The sequence below is a fragment of the Calothrix rhizosoleniae SC01 genome (assembly GCF_900185595.1).
GTDB classification, from domain to species: domain Bacteria; phylum Cyanobacteriota; class Cyanobacteriia; order Cyanobacteriales; family Nostocaceae; genus Calothrix_A; species Calothrix_A rhizosoleniae.
In genome coordinates, this window is the sequence record NZ_FYBH01000186.1 from 25512 (window position 1) to 41044 (window position 15533).

General features: G+C 39.4%; 13 protein-coding genes. 4 read left to right on the forward strand and 9 right to left on the reverse strand.

Annotated elements, in window-relative coordinates; all coding sequences use genetic code 11:
• Window positions 1–135, forward strand: a complete 135-nt coding sequence (locus CALSC_RS27835) for a hypothetical protein (protein ID WP_268807205.1) — start codon at window positions 1–3, stop codon at window positions 133–135.
• Here CALSC_RS27835 and CALSC_RS11505 read toward each other — a convergent pair.
• On the reverse strand, window positions 132–1412 hold the full coding sequence (locus CALSC_RS11505; protein ID WP_088241499.1) for an ABC transporter substrate-binding protein: 1281 nt from the start codon (window positions 1410–1412) through the stop codon (window positions 132–134). The genes CALSC_RS27835 and CALSC_RS11505 overlap by 4 nt on opposite strands.
• A 738-nt stretch (window positions 1413–2150) precedes the next feature.
• Between CALSC_RS11505 and CALSC_RS11510 the strand changes: the two genes are divergently transcribed.
• Window positions 2151–3536: a serine/threonine protein kinase gene (locus CALSC_RS11510; protein WP_088241485.1), complete on the forward strand. Its 1386-nt coding sequence runs from the start codon at window positions 2151–2153 to the stop codon at window positions 3534–3536.
• A gap of 24 nt (window positions 3537–3560) precedes the next feature.
• Here CALSC_RS11510 and CALSC_RS11515 read toward each other — a convergent pair whose 3' ends face one another.
• Together CALSC_RS11515 and CALSC_RS11520 are read right to left on the reverse strand one after the other, a co-directional pair.
• A complete protein-coding gene (locus CALSC_RS11515; protein WP_088241486.1) occupies window positions 3561–4223 on the reverse strand; it encodes a response regulator transcription factor in 663 nt (220 codons plus the stop codon).
• On the reverse strand, window positions 4223–5506 hold the full coding sequence (locus CALSC_RS11520) for a sensor histidine kinase (protein ID WP_088241487.1): 1284 nt from the start codon (window positions 5504–5506) through the stop codon (window positions 4223–4225). The genes CALSC_RS11515 and CALSC_RS11520 overlap by 1 nt, the downstream gene beginning before the upstream one ends.
• A gap of 501 nt (window positions 5507–6007) precedes the next feature.
• Here CALSC_RS11520 and CALSC_RS11525 point away from each other — a divergent pair.
• Window positions 6008–6499, forward strand: a complete 492-nt coding sequence (locus CALSC_RS11525) for a Spy/CpxP family protein refolding chaperone (RefSeq protein WP_143288229.1) — start codon at window positions 6008–6010, stop codon at window positions 6497–6499.
• A 193-nt stretch (window positions 6500–6692) separates the two neighbouring features.
• On the forward strand, window positions 6693–6926 hold the full coding sequence (locus CALSC_RS11530; RefSeq protein WP_088241489.1) for a hypothetical protein: 234 nt from the start codon (window positions 6693–6695) through the stop codon (window positions 6924–6926).
• A 276-nt stretch (window positions 6927–7202) separates the two neighbouring features.
• On the opposite strand, the gene msrA is transcribed toward CALSC_RS11530, so the two are convergent.
• The 6 genes from msrA to CALSC_RS11560 form a co-directional block, all read right to left on the reverse strand.
• Window positions 7203–7859, reverse strand: coding sequence for a peptide-methionine (S)-S-oxide reductase MsrA (gene msrA / locus CALSC_RS11535; protein ID WP_088241490.1), 657 nt, complete (start codon window positions 7857–7859; stop codon window positions 7203–7205).
• 359 nt (window positions 7860–8218) lie between these two features.
• Window positions 8219–9013, reverse strand: a complete 795-nt coding sequence (locus tag CALSC_RS11540) for a creatininase family protein (RefSeq protein ID WP_088241491.1) — start codon at window positions 9011–9013, stop codon at window positions 8219–8221.
• Between the two features lies 1 nt (window position 9014).
• On the reverse strand, window positions 9015–10286 hold the full coding sequence (locus CALSC_RS11545; protein ID WP_088241492.1) for a valine--pyruvate transaminase: 1272 nt from the start codon (window positions 10284–10286) through the stop codon (window positions 9015–9017).
• A 321-nt stretch (window positions 10287–10607) separates the two neighbouring features.
• Entirely contained in the window at window positions 10608–11285 is a 678-nt protein-coding gene (locus CALSC_RS11550; protein ID WP_088241493.1) for a class I SAM-dependent methyltransferase, read from the reverse strand.
• A gap of 15 nt (window positions 11286–11300) precedes the next feature.
• Window positions 11301–11507 carry a hypothetical protein gene (locus tag CALSC_RS25890; RefSeq protein WP_143288230.1) on the reverse strand — a complete coding sequence of 69 codons (207 nt, stop codon included), beginning with the start codon at window positions 11505–11507 and terminating at the stop codon, window positions 11301–11303.
• 440 nt (window positions 11508–11947) lie between these two features.
• Window positions 11948–15533: DNRLRE domain-containing protein (locus CALSC_RS11560; RefSeq protein ID WP_088241495.1), on the reverse strand; the 3586-nt coding region annotated here is incomplete at its 5' end.

A 15533-nucleotide genomic window follows, 5' to 3' on the forward strand; every position in this document is an offset into this window, starting at 1 on the left:
TTGAATTTTGACTTTCAACCAGTAACTAGTACTCCACCAAGAGAACTATGGCTGGTTAATAATGAGAAGGAAAAGTTATTTTATCTCCACACTTCCCACACTTCCCAAACTCCTCCTACCCAGCCAGAGTACTAGGTTTTGAGTAGTCGTCTGGTTTCTGATGCTGCTGCTTTCATAGCTTTTTCTGGGGTCATGCCATTTGTGAGTGCAGAACTCAAATAACGCTGTAAAATATCTGATGCTTGAGCATATTGAGCAATTGGTGGACGCAAAACAGCTTTATTGACTACTTGCAATAATTCTGGATAATGAGGATACTTGGCGACAATTTGAGGATCTTTAAATAGGGATTGTCTACTGGGAACGAAGCCTGTTTGGAGAATAAATTTGCGTTGTGCTTCTTCACTGGTAAAGTATTGTATAGCTTTCCAGGCCGCTTCTGGATGTTTAGAGGTTTTGGCAATTCCTAAACCCCAACCTCCCAAACAAGCACCTCCACCTTTATCAGCAGTACCCACCATAGGTCTAATTGCTAGTTTTCCTTTAATGGGGGAATCATCTGCATTCGCTAAAGCCCATACATAGGGCCAATTGCGTAAAAATGCGGCTTCCCCATTTTGAAATATTCTTCTGGTTTCTTCCTCTTGATAGGTTGTTACCCCTTCTGGAGTAATTTTATCTTTGATAGTTTGTTTGAGAAAGGCGATCGCTTTTAAGCTTTCTGGTTGATCTAAACCTACTTCTAAAGTATCAGGATTTACCCAATATCCTCCAAAACCTTCCAATACCTCCACAAACATCGCCGCTAATCCTTCATATTGGCGACCTTGCCATACATAACCCCAATCTACCTTTCCTTTCTCCTTCAAAGCTTTGGATATTTTCACTAAGTCTGCAAAAGTCTCTGGAGGTTCAAATCCAGCCTCCTGAAGTAAATCCTTCCGGTAGTAGAGCATCCCCGCATCAGAACGCATGGGAATTCGATACAACTTACCTTCATAACGCCCCCCATCTACATCTTTGGGAGAAAATGCGGCGAGTTCATCTTTGGTAATGCGATTACTTAAATCTGCTAACCAACCCGCAGCCGCAAATTTTGGTGTCCAAATCACATCCATATTAATCAAGTCATATGGAGAGTCACCCAGAATAAAGGCAGAAGTGTACAAGTCTTCCAGTAAATTGGTAGCATTAGGTCCTTCAATGACATTGATGCGAATCCCCGGATTTTTTTCCTGAAAGTCTTTGACTAATGATTCCTTCCAGGTTTGGGCTTCGGATGCTATCATCAGCATATTCAGAACCACTGGCTGTTGAGTCAGAGCTGGTGGCACAGATATGAGAAGAATACCCAATAAAACTGTAAAAAAGACAACTATTGGTGATTTGAATTTTTGTTTTATTTTCGACATTAACTGCAATTTTGCCATTAGTGAATAAAGCATTACTTTCCAACTAGCGCAAATTTATAAACTATTTATAGTTACTTAAACAATCTCAATAATTAAGCAATATAATCTGGGTAAGGGTTAACAATCTATCAGTAAATAACTATAAATATTCCACATTTGAGGACATATTATTGGTTGAATATTGTTGACTCCAAATTATTCCAACAAATAAGTATATAAGTAGGTTGGCGTAAAAAATTATCGTTTGGATAAGGCAGGGGGCAGGGAGCAGGGAGCAGGGGGAACAAGGGTTTTAGGCTTATTTACTATTCTTCACATAGTTTGGTTTTATTGTGCCGACTTACTTATATGTTTTTTTGCACAAATTTTATACAGCAAATGTTTTAATAAAGTCAATAGTGGGAAAAAAAAGATACAGTTTACCGTCAAAATAGCTAATCATTTTCTATCAGGATATGAAGCAACAGTAAATTTACTGAAATTAGAGCTGAATATCCTCATACAATCAAGGTACTGCTATAGGATTTTGTACGGTTGCTTTTAGGAACATTACCTAACATCACTTAGTCATGGAATTATATAGCTAGGCAATTAGGGTGCATATGTTTTCGAATGCTGACACCTATGAATAGTTAATTTATTACTTATTACTTACCCCTAGGACTATATCTGGGAATGACTATAACCAAAATTGTAGCTAGATTAGAAGGGTTGAGCTGGTGAGGATAGCAAAAAACAATGCTACAAGCAGAGCAAACATTACAAAATCGTTATCAATTACAACGCCAACTGGGTAATAATGGGATTCGCCAAACTTGGTTAGCTAAAGATTTACAGACTACTAATGACGAGCAGCACCTGGTAGTGGTCAAGCTCCTAGCTTTTGGTGGTACAGTACAGTGGGAAGATTTAAAACTCTTTGAAAGAGAGGTACAAATTCTCAAGCAGTTAAATCATCCCCGTATTCCTAAATATATTGATTATTTTTCCATAGATGATCGCAATCTCTGGTTTTGCCTAGTCCAGGAATATATTCCTGGAGGATCCTTGAAAGAAATGTTAACTCAAGGTAAGCGATTTACAGAAAAGCAAGTCCGGAAAGTCGCTATTGAAATTCTCACAATTCTCATTTATTTACACGAACTCAATCCCCCCGTACTACATCGCGACATCAAGCCTAGTAATTTAATCTGGGGGGAAGATAATCATATTTATTTAGTAGATTTCGGTGCAGTGCAAGATAAAGCAGCAAAGGAAGGAGTGACATTTACCATAGTTGGAACCTATGGTTATGCACCTATGGAGCAGTTTGGTGGGAAAGCGGTAGCAGCCTCCGATTTGTATGCTTTGGGAACAACCTTGATTCATTTACTGACTGGAACCTCACCAGCAGAGTTACCAATGCGTGACTTGCAAATTCAGTTTCGAGAGTTGGTAAATGTTAAACCTAGTTTGGTAAATTGGCTAGAGGATATAACTGAGCCATCGGTAGAAAGACGAATCAATAGTGCTCGTGCAGCATTAGACTCCCTAAAAAAGAATCGCTTATCCCCTACTTTATTAAATGTCATTCGCCAGCCCCGAGAAAGTCGGGTAGAAATCAAAAAAAACCGCAAACATTTATTAGTCAAATTACCAATGCGATCGCAGTCTATATTCGATATGATACGCTTTGGTACCATCTTGCTGACTATAGTTAGTCTAGAATTAGTAATATTATTCACGATTTTTTCAGTACTGCTAGCATCAATTTCTGGATTTTCTCTAATTATCTTGGCTTTACTTTCCTTGGCATTTTTCCGATTTACAGATGGATTATTAATGAATGCTTTTGGATACCAGCATGTACATATAACTCCGGAAAATGTTGCAATTGAACAGAGGTTATTTAACTTTTGTCGTCAGCGTCAATCTGCTCCTACTAATTCTATTCGAGATGTGTTTCAGAGTGTAATGTACATCACGAATAGAAGAAGCTTTCAGATGAATAATGTCAAAGAAGAAAAAGAAATGGTAACAATTCAAACTGATAATCAGCGTCACTCCTTTGGTGTCGGCTTAAGTGCAATAGAATGTGTTTGGTTAGCAAACGAAATAAAAGATTGGTTACGCACTGTGAGATAAGAGATATTAATTATTAGTTTGAATTTAGAGATTATTATCAAATACAGATAAAAAAGAGTGAGCAAATATTGCTGCTTGAGTTCTATCCCTTAAATTCAATCGCGTTAAAATACTGGTAACGTGGTTTTTTACAGTTCTTTCTGCAATAAACAAAGTTTTAGCAATTTCTTTATTATTTGCGCCCTTAGCAATTAAATGTAATACTTCTTTTTCTCTAGGTGTTAGTTCTGCCAATTCAGGTGGCACTAAAGAATTTTTAGTTGGATATACATCACTAATATGGGCAATTACTTTTTCAATTAATCCTGGCCCTAAATGGGTATGTCCGGCATGAATTAAGCGAATAGCATTAGCTAAAGGATCCATAGATGTATCTTTAAGTAAATAACCTTTAGCACCAAATCGAATTGCTTGAGATACATATTCATCATCATCAAAAGTAGTTAAAATTAATATTTTTATCTGGGGAAATTTTTGGCAAATAATTTGAGTCGCTGCTACGCCATCCATTATCGGCATTCGCACATCCATCAATACTAAATCTGGCTGTAAAACCTCAATTTGGTTGATTGCTTGTTGACCATTTTCTGCTTCACCAATAACATCAAAATCAGCCTGGGATTCTAGTAAACTTTTGATCCCTTGACGGATAATACGTTGATCATCAACTAACAACAAGCGAATCATTAACTTAGCCTCGATAATGGAAAAAATGCGATTATATTGCAACCACCACCTGGTTGGCTTTTAATATACAAGTGACCATCAAATGCCATACAACGTTCCCGCATACCTTGAAGACCAAAACCAGTAGTATTTTGATTGGGGTTGAAGCCAACTCCATTGTCATCTATACGTAAGCAAACAGAATCATTAGTTGTATGTACATCAATTATCACCTCATTTGCACCGCTATGCTTAGAAATATTTGTTAAGGCTTCTTGAATGATCCGATAAATAACTTGTTTCAAATCAGATGATAATACTGAATTAATTTGCAAATCATATTTAGGTTGAATAGAAGTATGGGCTTGAAACTCTGTAATTAAATTAGTAATTGCAACTTCTAATAATTGCCCCTTCAAAGGGTCAGAGCGCAAAGTCTTAACAGAGGAACGAACTTCTTTTAATGAGTTAGCAACTATTTTTTTGGCTTCCAACAAAAATGATTTCGTTTTATCAGGATTAGACTCCAAATAAACTAAAGCATTTTCTAGTTGAATACTTTGCGTAGTCAGTGCATGTCCTAAAGAGTCATGAATTTCCCTTGCAATTCTGTTACGCTCTTGTAGAGTAGCTTGGTCTTCTATTTTTAATGCATATTGTCTTAGCTTATCATGGGCTAAAGTTAATTTTTGCCGACTTTGGCGTTCTGAAATTAGAGTATTTATAAGTAATAATATAAAGACTAATTTAAAACCAAATATTACACTAGCAGTCAATTTAATACTGAAACCTATAGTCTTAATGCTCTCTTGATTAAGAGTAATCTCTGTTGGGATATTTCCGTTTGTAAAAGGTAGATAAGTATTAATACTCGAAAAAAACAATATTAAAATTGTTACTGCAACTAGTATTCTTCCTGGTGTTTCAAATATGAGGGAACTACGAATTAGTAAAACAACTAATAATGTTGGAGTAAAGCCAAATCCAAGACCGCCAAGAATATTTAATAATAAAATAAATAATAACCCCAATCCAGTATAAGCCAATTTAGAAAATAATTTCTTTTTAGGCAGATACAATCCCATGATCGTAAAACACAGCATACATATAAGGAATAATATCTTATGACTTATATCTATAGTGTTTATTGTTTTTGCTAATGGCAGCTTAAAAGGAATATTAAATATCCGAAATATTAATAAAGATGTTGCTAAAAGTAACCATTCTAAGTATAAAAATAAAGGAAACGGATGTTTTTTCAAGCTCATATTTTGCATGAATTTAAGTACTGGTATTTTATTCATACTTTTGTAATTAATATTTTATTATTAAATTATAAACATAACTTATCTGACAATCAGATAAATACAGCCATGGCGATGCAGGGAAGTAATCCCACAGTCTGATTTTAAATCTCTCTGGGGCAGGCTCAGCTAAGGTTGCGAGCGGGTAAGTTATAAAAAAATGATGGGAGGAATTTAGTATATTTATTATGTGATTGAATGTCTAGTGGCTTCAGTACTATTTACTATAGAACAAACTAGGTCTAAAGTACCAGTTGAAATTAGAGCAGTAGTACCATTGATTTCCAAAATAATAATTATACAATTAAATCAGTAAACAGAAAGCAAGTTCTGTTTCTAGCAAAAACATCAATAATTTTGTCAATTTCATCAACAATATACTTGATAGGTGCTTAAAAAATATTCACTCATAAAAATCAGAACAACGATTAAAGAGTGAACCTTTAGTCTTCAAGTAATGGTGATGAAAAATGTAAAACTTGAAAAATGCATAGGAATTATATGTCAAACAAACTTCTTTCTAGTTTATTTGTGTCTACAATGGCACTCATGATAATTGCGCCTACAGCACAAGCAAAACTGGTGTCTACACCAAACAAAGATAATATTCCCAATCATAAGATTGAAAATAAATTTGCAGGAAAACCCGGGTCTAGTGGTTTTAATCAAGATTTTTCTCAGATACCTGGTTTGAATTTAACTGAAAATCAAAAGAATCAACTCCAGGAAGTTAAAGTGACTATGGATAGTCGTTTGAGTGAAATTCTCACAGATGAACAACTAGAAAACTTGCAAGAATTAATGGAAGCAGGAAAAAGTCCTCGCAGAATGGCGAGTTCTTTATCTTTTAAGCAAATGAGACAGATGAGAAAATTGATGAATTGGCAAAAGAAACAATTAGATTCTATTCTTACTGATGAGCAGCAAGATTTATTAGAACAGTTTAGAAACAGCAGAAATAGAAGTTCTCTTGTTTTTCAGGCAGTAGGTTAATAGCCGATTATAAAAAAGTTCCTTGTAGATTCTTGGGGAAATATGATCAATATGATTATTTATATTGATTATATTTTCCTTTCTTTATTTCGCAATCATCAATTATTTTGGAGAAAATAAATATATCAGAAAATATGTATTTTCAGGCTGACATGAAGGGTATTACAATCCAATTAAAATTGGAATATTTATTATGAAACTAGAAATAGTCCAGGTAATCGATTGGCAGGAAAAACAGCAATATAAAATTATATTGAATGAAGAAGTAACATATAATACATGGCTAAATAATAAGGGATATGATTATCTTCATCAAGTTAATATAGATCAAGAAGTACTAGATATTTATTGTAATAAAAAGTCTTCCTATGCTGTTTATATGCGATCATTACTTGGTCTACAAAATCATTATATATTGATTTATTGAATATATAAATATAATAACTTCAAGTTATAAAATAAATGTTGTATTGCCACAATTTAATTTATTAACCTGTTTAAAACAAATTGGATGTAGCTTTATCAAAGAAAAGAATTATTTATAATCTAGGTTGATATTATTTGTTGACTAATTAGTAACAACTAAGTTATCTACAAAAAAAGGCATAACATGGAAAATTCCATACCATTACAGACTAATTTTACCTGATGTTATGCCCTAGTGGATGGTTTATTTTTTATTTTTATACTTCCCAAGCCATAACTAAGCTTCCACTACTCCCACAGGACAACTGACATTGGTTCCACCTAAACCACAGTATCCACCAGGATTTTTGGCTAAATACTGCTGATGGTAGTCTTCGGCATAGTAAAATTCTGGAGCATCAATAATTTCTGTGGTAATCTCGCCATAACCTGCATCTTTAAGAGCTTGCTGATACATCTGCTGGGATGCCTGGGCTTCCTGCTTTTGACCTTCTGAATATACATAAATTCCAGAACGGTACTGAGTACCATTATCATTCCCTTGACGCATTCCTTGGGTGGGATTATGGCTTTCCCAAAATACTTTCAATAGTTCCTGGTAGCTGATTACCTTGGGGTCAAATACAACTAGTACCACCTCATTATGTCCAGTCATACCAGTACAAACTTCTTGGTAAGTGGGGTTAGGAGTAATACCCGCCCCATAACCTACAGCAGTGGTATAAACTCCCTGGAGTTGCCAAAATTTACGTTCTGCACCCCAAAAACATCCCATACCAAATATTGCTTTCTCCATGCCTTCTGGAAAGGGGGGTTTGAGTGGATTCTTGTTTACGTAGTGCTGTGCCGGTACTGGCATGGTTTCTGCTCTTCCTGGTAAGGCTTCCGAGGTACTAGGTAAGGTTGATTTTTTTTTCCCAAATCCAAATATCATGGTGATACTAATCTCTAATTTTTGATACTAATCTTAACTCTACTTAATATTGTAAAGACTGTAGTGATTTTTTGCTCAGTGGGTATTTAATTGCCAATCAGGGTGTCAAGAAGAGACGAGGAGACGGGGAAAGGGGGAGACGGGGAGACACTGATGTAGTGGGGGCTTGAACCGCCCACCAATCGGGAGCCATCAAATCGCAGATTTTGATGGAGGACTCAGACCCTTGAGACACATCCCGCTCCGCGTTCCCGTGTCCCCGCGTCCCCGCGTCATCCAGTTGAGCTGAGCCCGAAAGGTTAAGTAATAAGTCGGAGTTCAAGCTTCTGACAACACAGTGTTCCCTACACCCTACACCCCTATTGTTGGCGGAACTCATATATATCTTGAATTACTTTTACCCAACCATCAGAAACAGATTCCAGGATGCGATCGCCTTTTTCTTTAGTTGCAGTGGTAGGATCCCCTATAACCCCACTTTTACTTAAATCTTTAGTTGCCCAAGCGAAGGATAGCTTGCCTTCCATACTCAACAGACTTGTTTCTGGCTGTACTGGTGGATACTCGGCAATGGCTTGATCCATTTTTACTTGCTCTGGTAGTAATGCCAACATAATACTAGTTTCTGCATCTCCAGCATGAATTCCTAGTTTTTTTTCCTTATCTGTCAACATTTCTCCGGTAATATGGGGCACCCTCCAGGTAAATAAAGGAAATACCAAAAAATCGCTATATTTAATATGTAAATCCCGCGCCACAATATCCATTACCTGGGGTTGTCCGCCGTGGGAGTTCATTAGTACTAGTTTTCTGAAACCTGCACGGTAAATACTTTCTGCCACTTCCGTCAAGGTTGCTAACAGGGTTTCTGCACTGAGAGTTACTGTACCGGGAAAATGCCAGTGTTCATTTGATTTACCATAATACAAATTAGGTAAAGCATAGGCAGGAATACTAGTATCCAGTTTTTCTAAGGCTCTTCCTAATACCCCCATACCAATTGCCCCATCGACAATTAGGGGTAAATGAGGTCCATGTTGCTCAATTGCCCCTACAGGTTGAATAATTACTGTATTTTCCTTATCTGGCATGGCTTGGATATTAGTCCAAGTCAGGTATGGGAAAAAACGTGCTGGGGGGATAAAACTATGCATATTAAAAACTTTGATAAGTCTTTTCTACTACTGTTGCCAATAATTTCATCCCAGTAGCAATTTCTTCGTCAGTACCTGTAAGGCTAATGCGTAAACACTCCTGTTTGTGTCGCCACTCCTGCCTTAAGCCAGGGAAGAATGTGCTACCGGGGACAACAATTACACCTACTTCCTTCAGTTTTTGGTAAAGTTCCCAGTCAGAAATTGGTAAATCTTTTAACCATAACCAAGCAAAAATAGCTCCTTCACCACGATGGAGAAACCAAGGTAAATCCTTGGGCATGGATGCATGTAAGGCACTTTCTAGAACTGTGAATTTTTGCTGATAAAAGGGGCGGATAACTGTTGTACTAATATCTGCTAAGGCTCCGGAATTTATAGCACGAGCCGCGATCGCTTGTCCATATTTGGATGGATGAATGCATAAGTTTGTCTGGAAGCATTCCAGTGATTTAATCATCCTTTCTTTGCCAATAGCAATCCCAATTCTTTCTCCTGGTAATCCCGCTTTGGATAAGCTCATACAGTGGAGAATATTATCCCCAAATACTGGTGTCATGGGAGTAAAATTTAGTGCCGGGAAAGGTGGTCCATAGGCCGAATCAATTAATACAGGGGTATCATAAGGTGCAGCCAAAGCCGCAATTTTATTCACTTCATCTTCAGTCAGAACATTACCAGTAGGATTGCAGGGGCGGGAGAAAATCACACAACCAGTAGTTTCTGAAATTGATAGTTGACTGAAGTCTGGACGGTATTTAAATCGGTGTCCTTGTTCCTCCACATCTAAAGTAGGCTTATAAGCTACCAAAGCATCTGGGAACAAACATACGCCACCATAACCCGTATAATCAGGACTGAGGGGTAAAACAATTTGCTTTAGTTCTTGATCAGGGGTAGCACCCCCAAAAGAATTAGCAGCGTAGAAATAGAGGCTTTGACTACCAGGGGTAATGAGAACATTGTGCTCTGTTAATTTTAATCCGTAGCGACGATTAAAATCATTGGCGATCGCGTCAATCAAAGGACCATACCCCTGACTGGAGCCATACCGACAAACCACTTCTCCATACTCTGAACTAGCTAGGAGTTCCGCCGTAGAATCCCGCCATAATTTTTCGACTTCGGGCAAAATTAAGGGATTACCAGCACTTAAGTTAATAAATTGCTTACCTGCATGGGCTCGCAAGGTTTCAACAATGTCCTTCATAATTGCCCTAACACCAGTTAGGTGAGACATTTGTGCGCCAAATTGAGAGAGGGCAGGATTCATAAGCTAATAAATAACTGTGCTAATCGAGTATTTTGATAAATATTGTAACGCGAGTTAAGAAGCTGGCAATAGGTAATTTGCTGGAGATAATTACAAATACCAACGAACAATGATTTTTAATTACACAATATTTTTTCCACATATAAACCCCGTCTATTTTGAAACTTGGAGTTTCTGATACTTATACCATTTTGAAAAAAGAATGAGACAGATGGGTAGGGGCACGGCATCCATAATCTTTCAACCGGATGACACTGGGCTTGGGACACATCCCGCTCCGCGTCCCCGTGTCCCCGCGTCATCCGATTGAGATCCAAAAAGTCAAATTTTGTGATACTCAATCCTTAGTTGTTGTACTTCTTGTGGTTGAGATTCCCGAAATGTAACTCTTTCACTTTCTTGCAATCCTAGGGGTGAAAATTCAGCCAATTCTGATGTAGATAAAGGCCAAGGTGGGCCATCAGTTGCTGCTTCTTGTTCTCGAAAACGGGTAATTACTAATAATGTTCCCATGGGAGCAACCATAGAAGCAACTGACTGGATGGCTTGAGAACGAACATTCAAAGGTAAAGCTTGGATATTGCGAGATTCGATGACCAAATCAAAAGTATTTTGCCATTGTTGGGGTAGCATTAATAAATCTGCGATCGCATAATTCACGGTAGAATTAGGAAACCGTTGTTTACACCAAGCGATCGCAGTAGGGGAAATATCGAAGGCAGTCACCTGAAAACCGAGTTCGGATAGAGCTTGAGCATCATCACCTAAACCACAACCAATTACTAATGCTGAATTTCCTTGTCCTGATGGTTTACGTAGAGTTAACCAATCTTGCAAATAGGGGTGGGGTGCTAACTTTGCCCAAGGAACTTGTGTAGCATCCCCCTGAGCATCAGCATACAATACTTCAAACCATGCTGATGGTTCTGATGATTTTACAGCTTCTGTGGCTAATCGCTTAACCTTCTGTTGTAGATGTTGTGGTTGTTCTTCAAACATAGAGCATGTACCGATTCATTGTAATTCCACCATATTTTTCCATTTATCACATGCCATACCCAACCATCCATTGTAGGGGCACGGCATCCACAATCTTTGCCGCACAACGAAATATTCCACCCACGCCGTGCCCATAAGATGTTTCATCACACGACAAAATTTCGTCCACAGCATCCACAATCTTTGCCGCACAACGAAATATTCCACCCACGCTTTGCCCATAAAATGTTTCACCACACGACAAAAATTTCGTCCACAGCATCCACAATCTTTGCCGCACAACGAAATATTCCACCCACGCCGTGCCCATAAAATGTTTCATCACACGACAAAATTTTGTCCACAGCATCCACAATCCTCACTGCACAACGAAAAGTTCAACCCACGCCGTGCCCATAAAATGTTTCATCACACGACAAAATTTCGTCCACAGCATCCACAATCCTCACTGCACAACGAAAAGTTCAACCCACGCCGTGCCCATAAAATGTTTCATCACACGACAAAATTTCGTCCACAGCATCCACAATCCTCACTGCACAACGAAAATTCCACCCACGCCGTGCCCAATCGCCATAATTTGGTTGGCTTAATATATTCAGGGCAGGCGCATTTAATTTTGTTGGTAAACCAGTTATACTATCGATACCGTGCCCCTACTGTTACACATACTCAAAGGCATTACTGGTGAGATTCAAGCTATTCACATCCTCAAAAATAGCCACCAAATCCCCACTGCGGTAGAGTAACACATCACTACCCTGTATTGTTGTCTGGTAATTCCCAACAACACCATGAAGCTGCACAACATCCTCGCTAGCGAAGAAGTCTTGAATCATAGCGTAATCTTGATTACCGGCAGTTACGTAATAAGCCTGAATCGCATCCCCAAGGATAAAGCGGTCTGCACCAGCTCCACCCATAAGCATATCCCGTTCATAAGCTCCAGCAGCTACCTCATCAGTACCGTTGAGGGTATCATCGCCTCCACCCCCGAAGAGCTCGTCATGACCGCTACCACCAGTGATTTGGTCGTTGCCAATTGCCCCTTCTGGAATGGAAGTTGCATCTTGATTAACATCAACCACCAACCGGGGTGCATTCCAACCTTCCGCAGAGTCAAACTGAACCCAGTTACTACCTGTACTCAGGAAAGCCCACCCATGATTACTGGTGGGGTCTGCTTGCCAAGCTTGCAAACTAGCTGTTACATCAATAGTGAGAATGCCTTGATTCACATAACCCGTAGTCGCCACTGATGTACTCTTGGCTTCTGCACCGTTGGTTTGGATTCCATTTCCCCAGGAATTCCAGGTGGCACTATCAGTCCAACTTTGCTGTAGTTCATAAACTTCAAGGCTGCTACCCGCGTTATAAACTTCTAATTCCAAAACCGCAGAGTTGATGGTATCGTCCAAGGCAATTTGACCAGCTTGGCTGCCGAAGATATTGTCAAACTTCAATAGACCTTGGACTTCTCTTCCTTCATCATCATCATCATCATCATCACCTGCAATATCTATATCACCTGCAATATCTATTATATTCAGCGAGGTATTACTGCCACGATAGCTATTAGCATAGGATTGATCAATATAAGTATCAACAGTGCTATTGTAGCCATTCACCCCTTGTTGGAAAGTCAGGGTTGCAGGAGTGTTGACATTTGTTTCAGTTGTAGTGGAGCCATTACCATCCCCTTCAATGACATCATTACCAGAATTGCCGTAAATAACATCATCGCCGCTTCCCCCTATAAGGATATCGCTACCCCCAGCAACAGACCAGTCAATTTCGATGATACCTTGCAAGGATGCATGGCCCAAATAATCGCCCCACTGTAGCCCACCAGAACCATCATTATAATTCATCCGCACATAGGCATCAGTGTTATTGGGTTCACTAGGTGCCCAATTGGTATAGGTAACAGCTTCACCACTCGCCCAGGTAAAAGTACCTTCGGTATCTTTATCAGTGAAACCGATCCACAACCATTCGCTGGTACCAAAAGTTTGTTTTAACCAGTATTCCTCAGCAGCATCATTAATAGTAACTAAGTTACCGCCTAAACTCTGAGCTTCAGTTTGGGCTGCTTCCCATGAATTTGCTGAACTGAGAACGTAAGTACTTTGACCGTAAGTATAATAAGTATAACCCTCAGGAATCACAGGGGTAACACTACCATCATCAAACTCATCTTCACCGTAGATAATATCATCACCAACATCACCGAAGATTACGTCATTACCACCACCACCCCTGAGAATATCGCTATTATCTGAGAGCTGTACATTAGCACTTTCAACGGGTACAAACTCGATGTAGTCAATCCGAGTAAATTCCCAAGTATCTGCAATTCCTTGCAAGAAAATCTCATCGCCTTCATTAACTACCAATCCTGAGGCAACAGTATGGGTAACAAAGTTATTAGTTCCTGCGAAGGAATTACCCATTTCTTGATCGAGTAGCCATTTATCCGCTTCTACCCCACCAACTTTCACAGAAATCTCGGATATACCATCATTTTCATCGTGGTAACCGACGATAACATCGTAGAATCCGGTAGTACCAGTAAAGGTAGTAGTTGCAGTTATAGTAGCACCAGCATAACCTGCCTTAATTAAACTACCACCAGAGGCAAAAGTTTGAGCTTCCGTCAGGTAGTTACCACCCAAGGTCATGTCCTCGGCTTCAAATTTGACTGTGCTAATTGTTGGAGAATTATTGGTGGAATTATTGGTGTAACTATCAGTGGAAGAACTATCAGATGTTGCATGAGTTACATCAACCAACAGGCGAGGTGCAGTGGTGCCTTCAGCAGAGTCAAAATCAACCCCGTCATTACCAGTCGGAAGGAAAGCCCAGCCATAATTACTCGTGGGGTCTGCTTGCCAAGCTTGTAAACTAGCTGTCACATCAATCGTGAGGATGCCTTGATTCACATAACCCGTAGTCGCTACTGATGTATTCTTGGCTTCTGTACCGTTGGCTTGAATTCCATTCCCCCAAGAATTCCAAGTGGCTGTATCTGTCCAACTTTGCAGTAGCTCATATACCTCAAGGCTGCTTCCTTCATCAGAAACATCAATTTCCAAAACCGCAGAGTTGATGGTATCGTCCAAGGCAATTTGACCTGCTTGGCTGCCGAAAATATTATCAAACCGAATCAGACCCTGAACAGGATCCCCATCATCACTACCATCAACATTAAGGGAATCTGAACTGCTATTGTTGGCATTAGGATTATCTCCATGTATATAGGTATCAACCGTACCACTGTAGCCATTCACCCCTTGCTGGAAAGTTATCCATTCATTCAGAACAACGCTATTCTCGTTGTCACTACTAGAATCATTGTCACTGCTTGTATTTTCGCTACTATCACTAGTATTAGTAATATTACCACTGGAGTCGATGCCAAACTGACTTCTCAGGTTGTTGAGGTTCAGATCAAAACTACTAGTATCTTGGTAGTTATCTCCAAAAATTATGTCATTACCATGACCACCCTCAATCATATCCCTGCCATCTTCACCCACCAGCAGGTCACTTCCAGCTTCACCTTGAATCAGATCATCATCAGCACCACCGTAAGCCGCATCATCTCCAGCACCAGCCATGATGAAGTCTCTACCCTCTCCACCAGAGAGGAAATCATCACCCCCACCTCCGGAGACAACATCAGCACCATCTTCACCGTAAATGGCATCACCACCATTTTCCCCGGAAAGAAAGTCATTTCCCGTACCACCATAGATTTGGTCGTTGCCATTGAAGCCAAAGATGCTATCATTACCAGCATCACCTTTGAGGGTATCATCTCCATCCCCACCATCAATTAAGTCATCCCCATCTCCACCACTGATATCATCATTCCCAACAAAACCGCCGAATATATCATCTATCCCAGTCCCAACTTTAGTCTTGATAGTGGTATTAGGGTTATTGGGGTTTTGTTCTCCCGGTAGTGGTTCTAGGACTACACTAGAGCTGTCAGAAGAGTTGTCTAAAACATTGAACAAAGTCTGCCAAAAAGGATCATCATCATCACCACCACCAAACCAGGACCAGAAAGAATCGCCCTCGCCACCACCCCCAAACCAAGACCAGAAGGAACCACCTTCGCCACCACCCCCAAACCAAGACCAGAAGGAATCACCCTCGCCACCACCACCAAACCAAGACCAGAAATCACCAGTATTGTTATTGTTATTGGTATTGGTATTGTTATTGTTATTGGTATTGGTA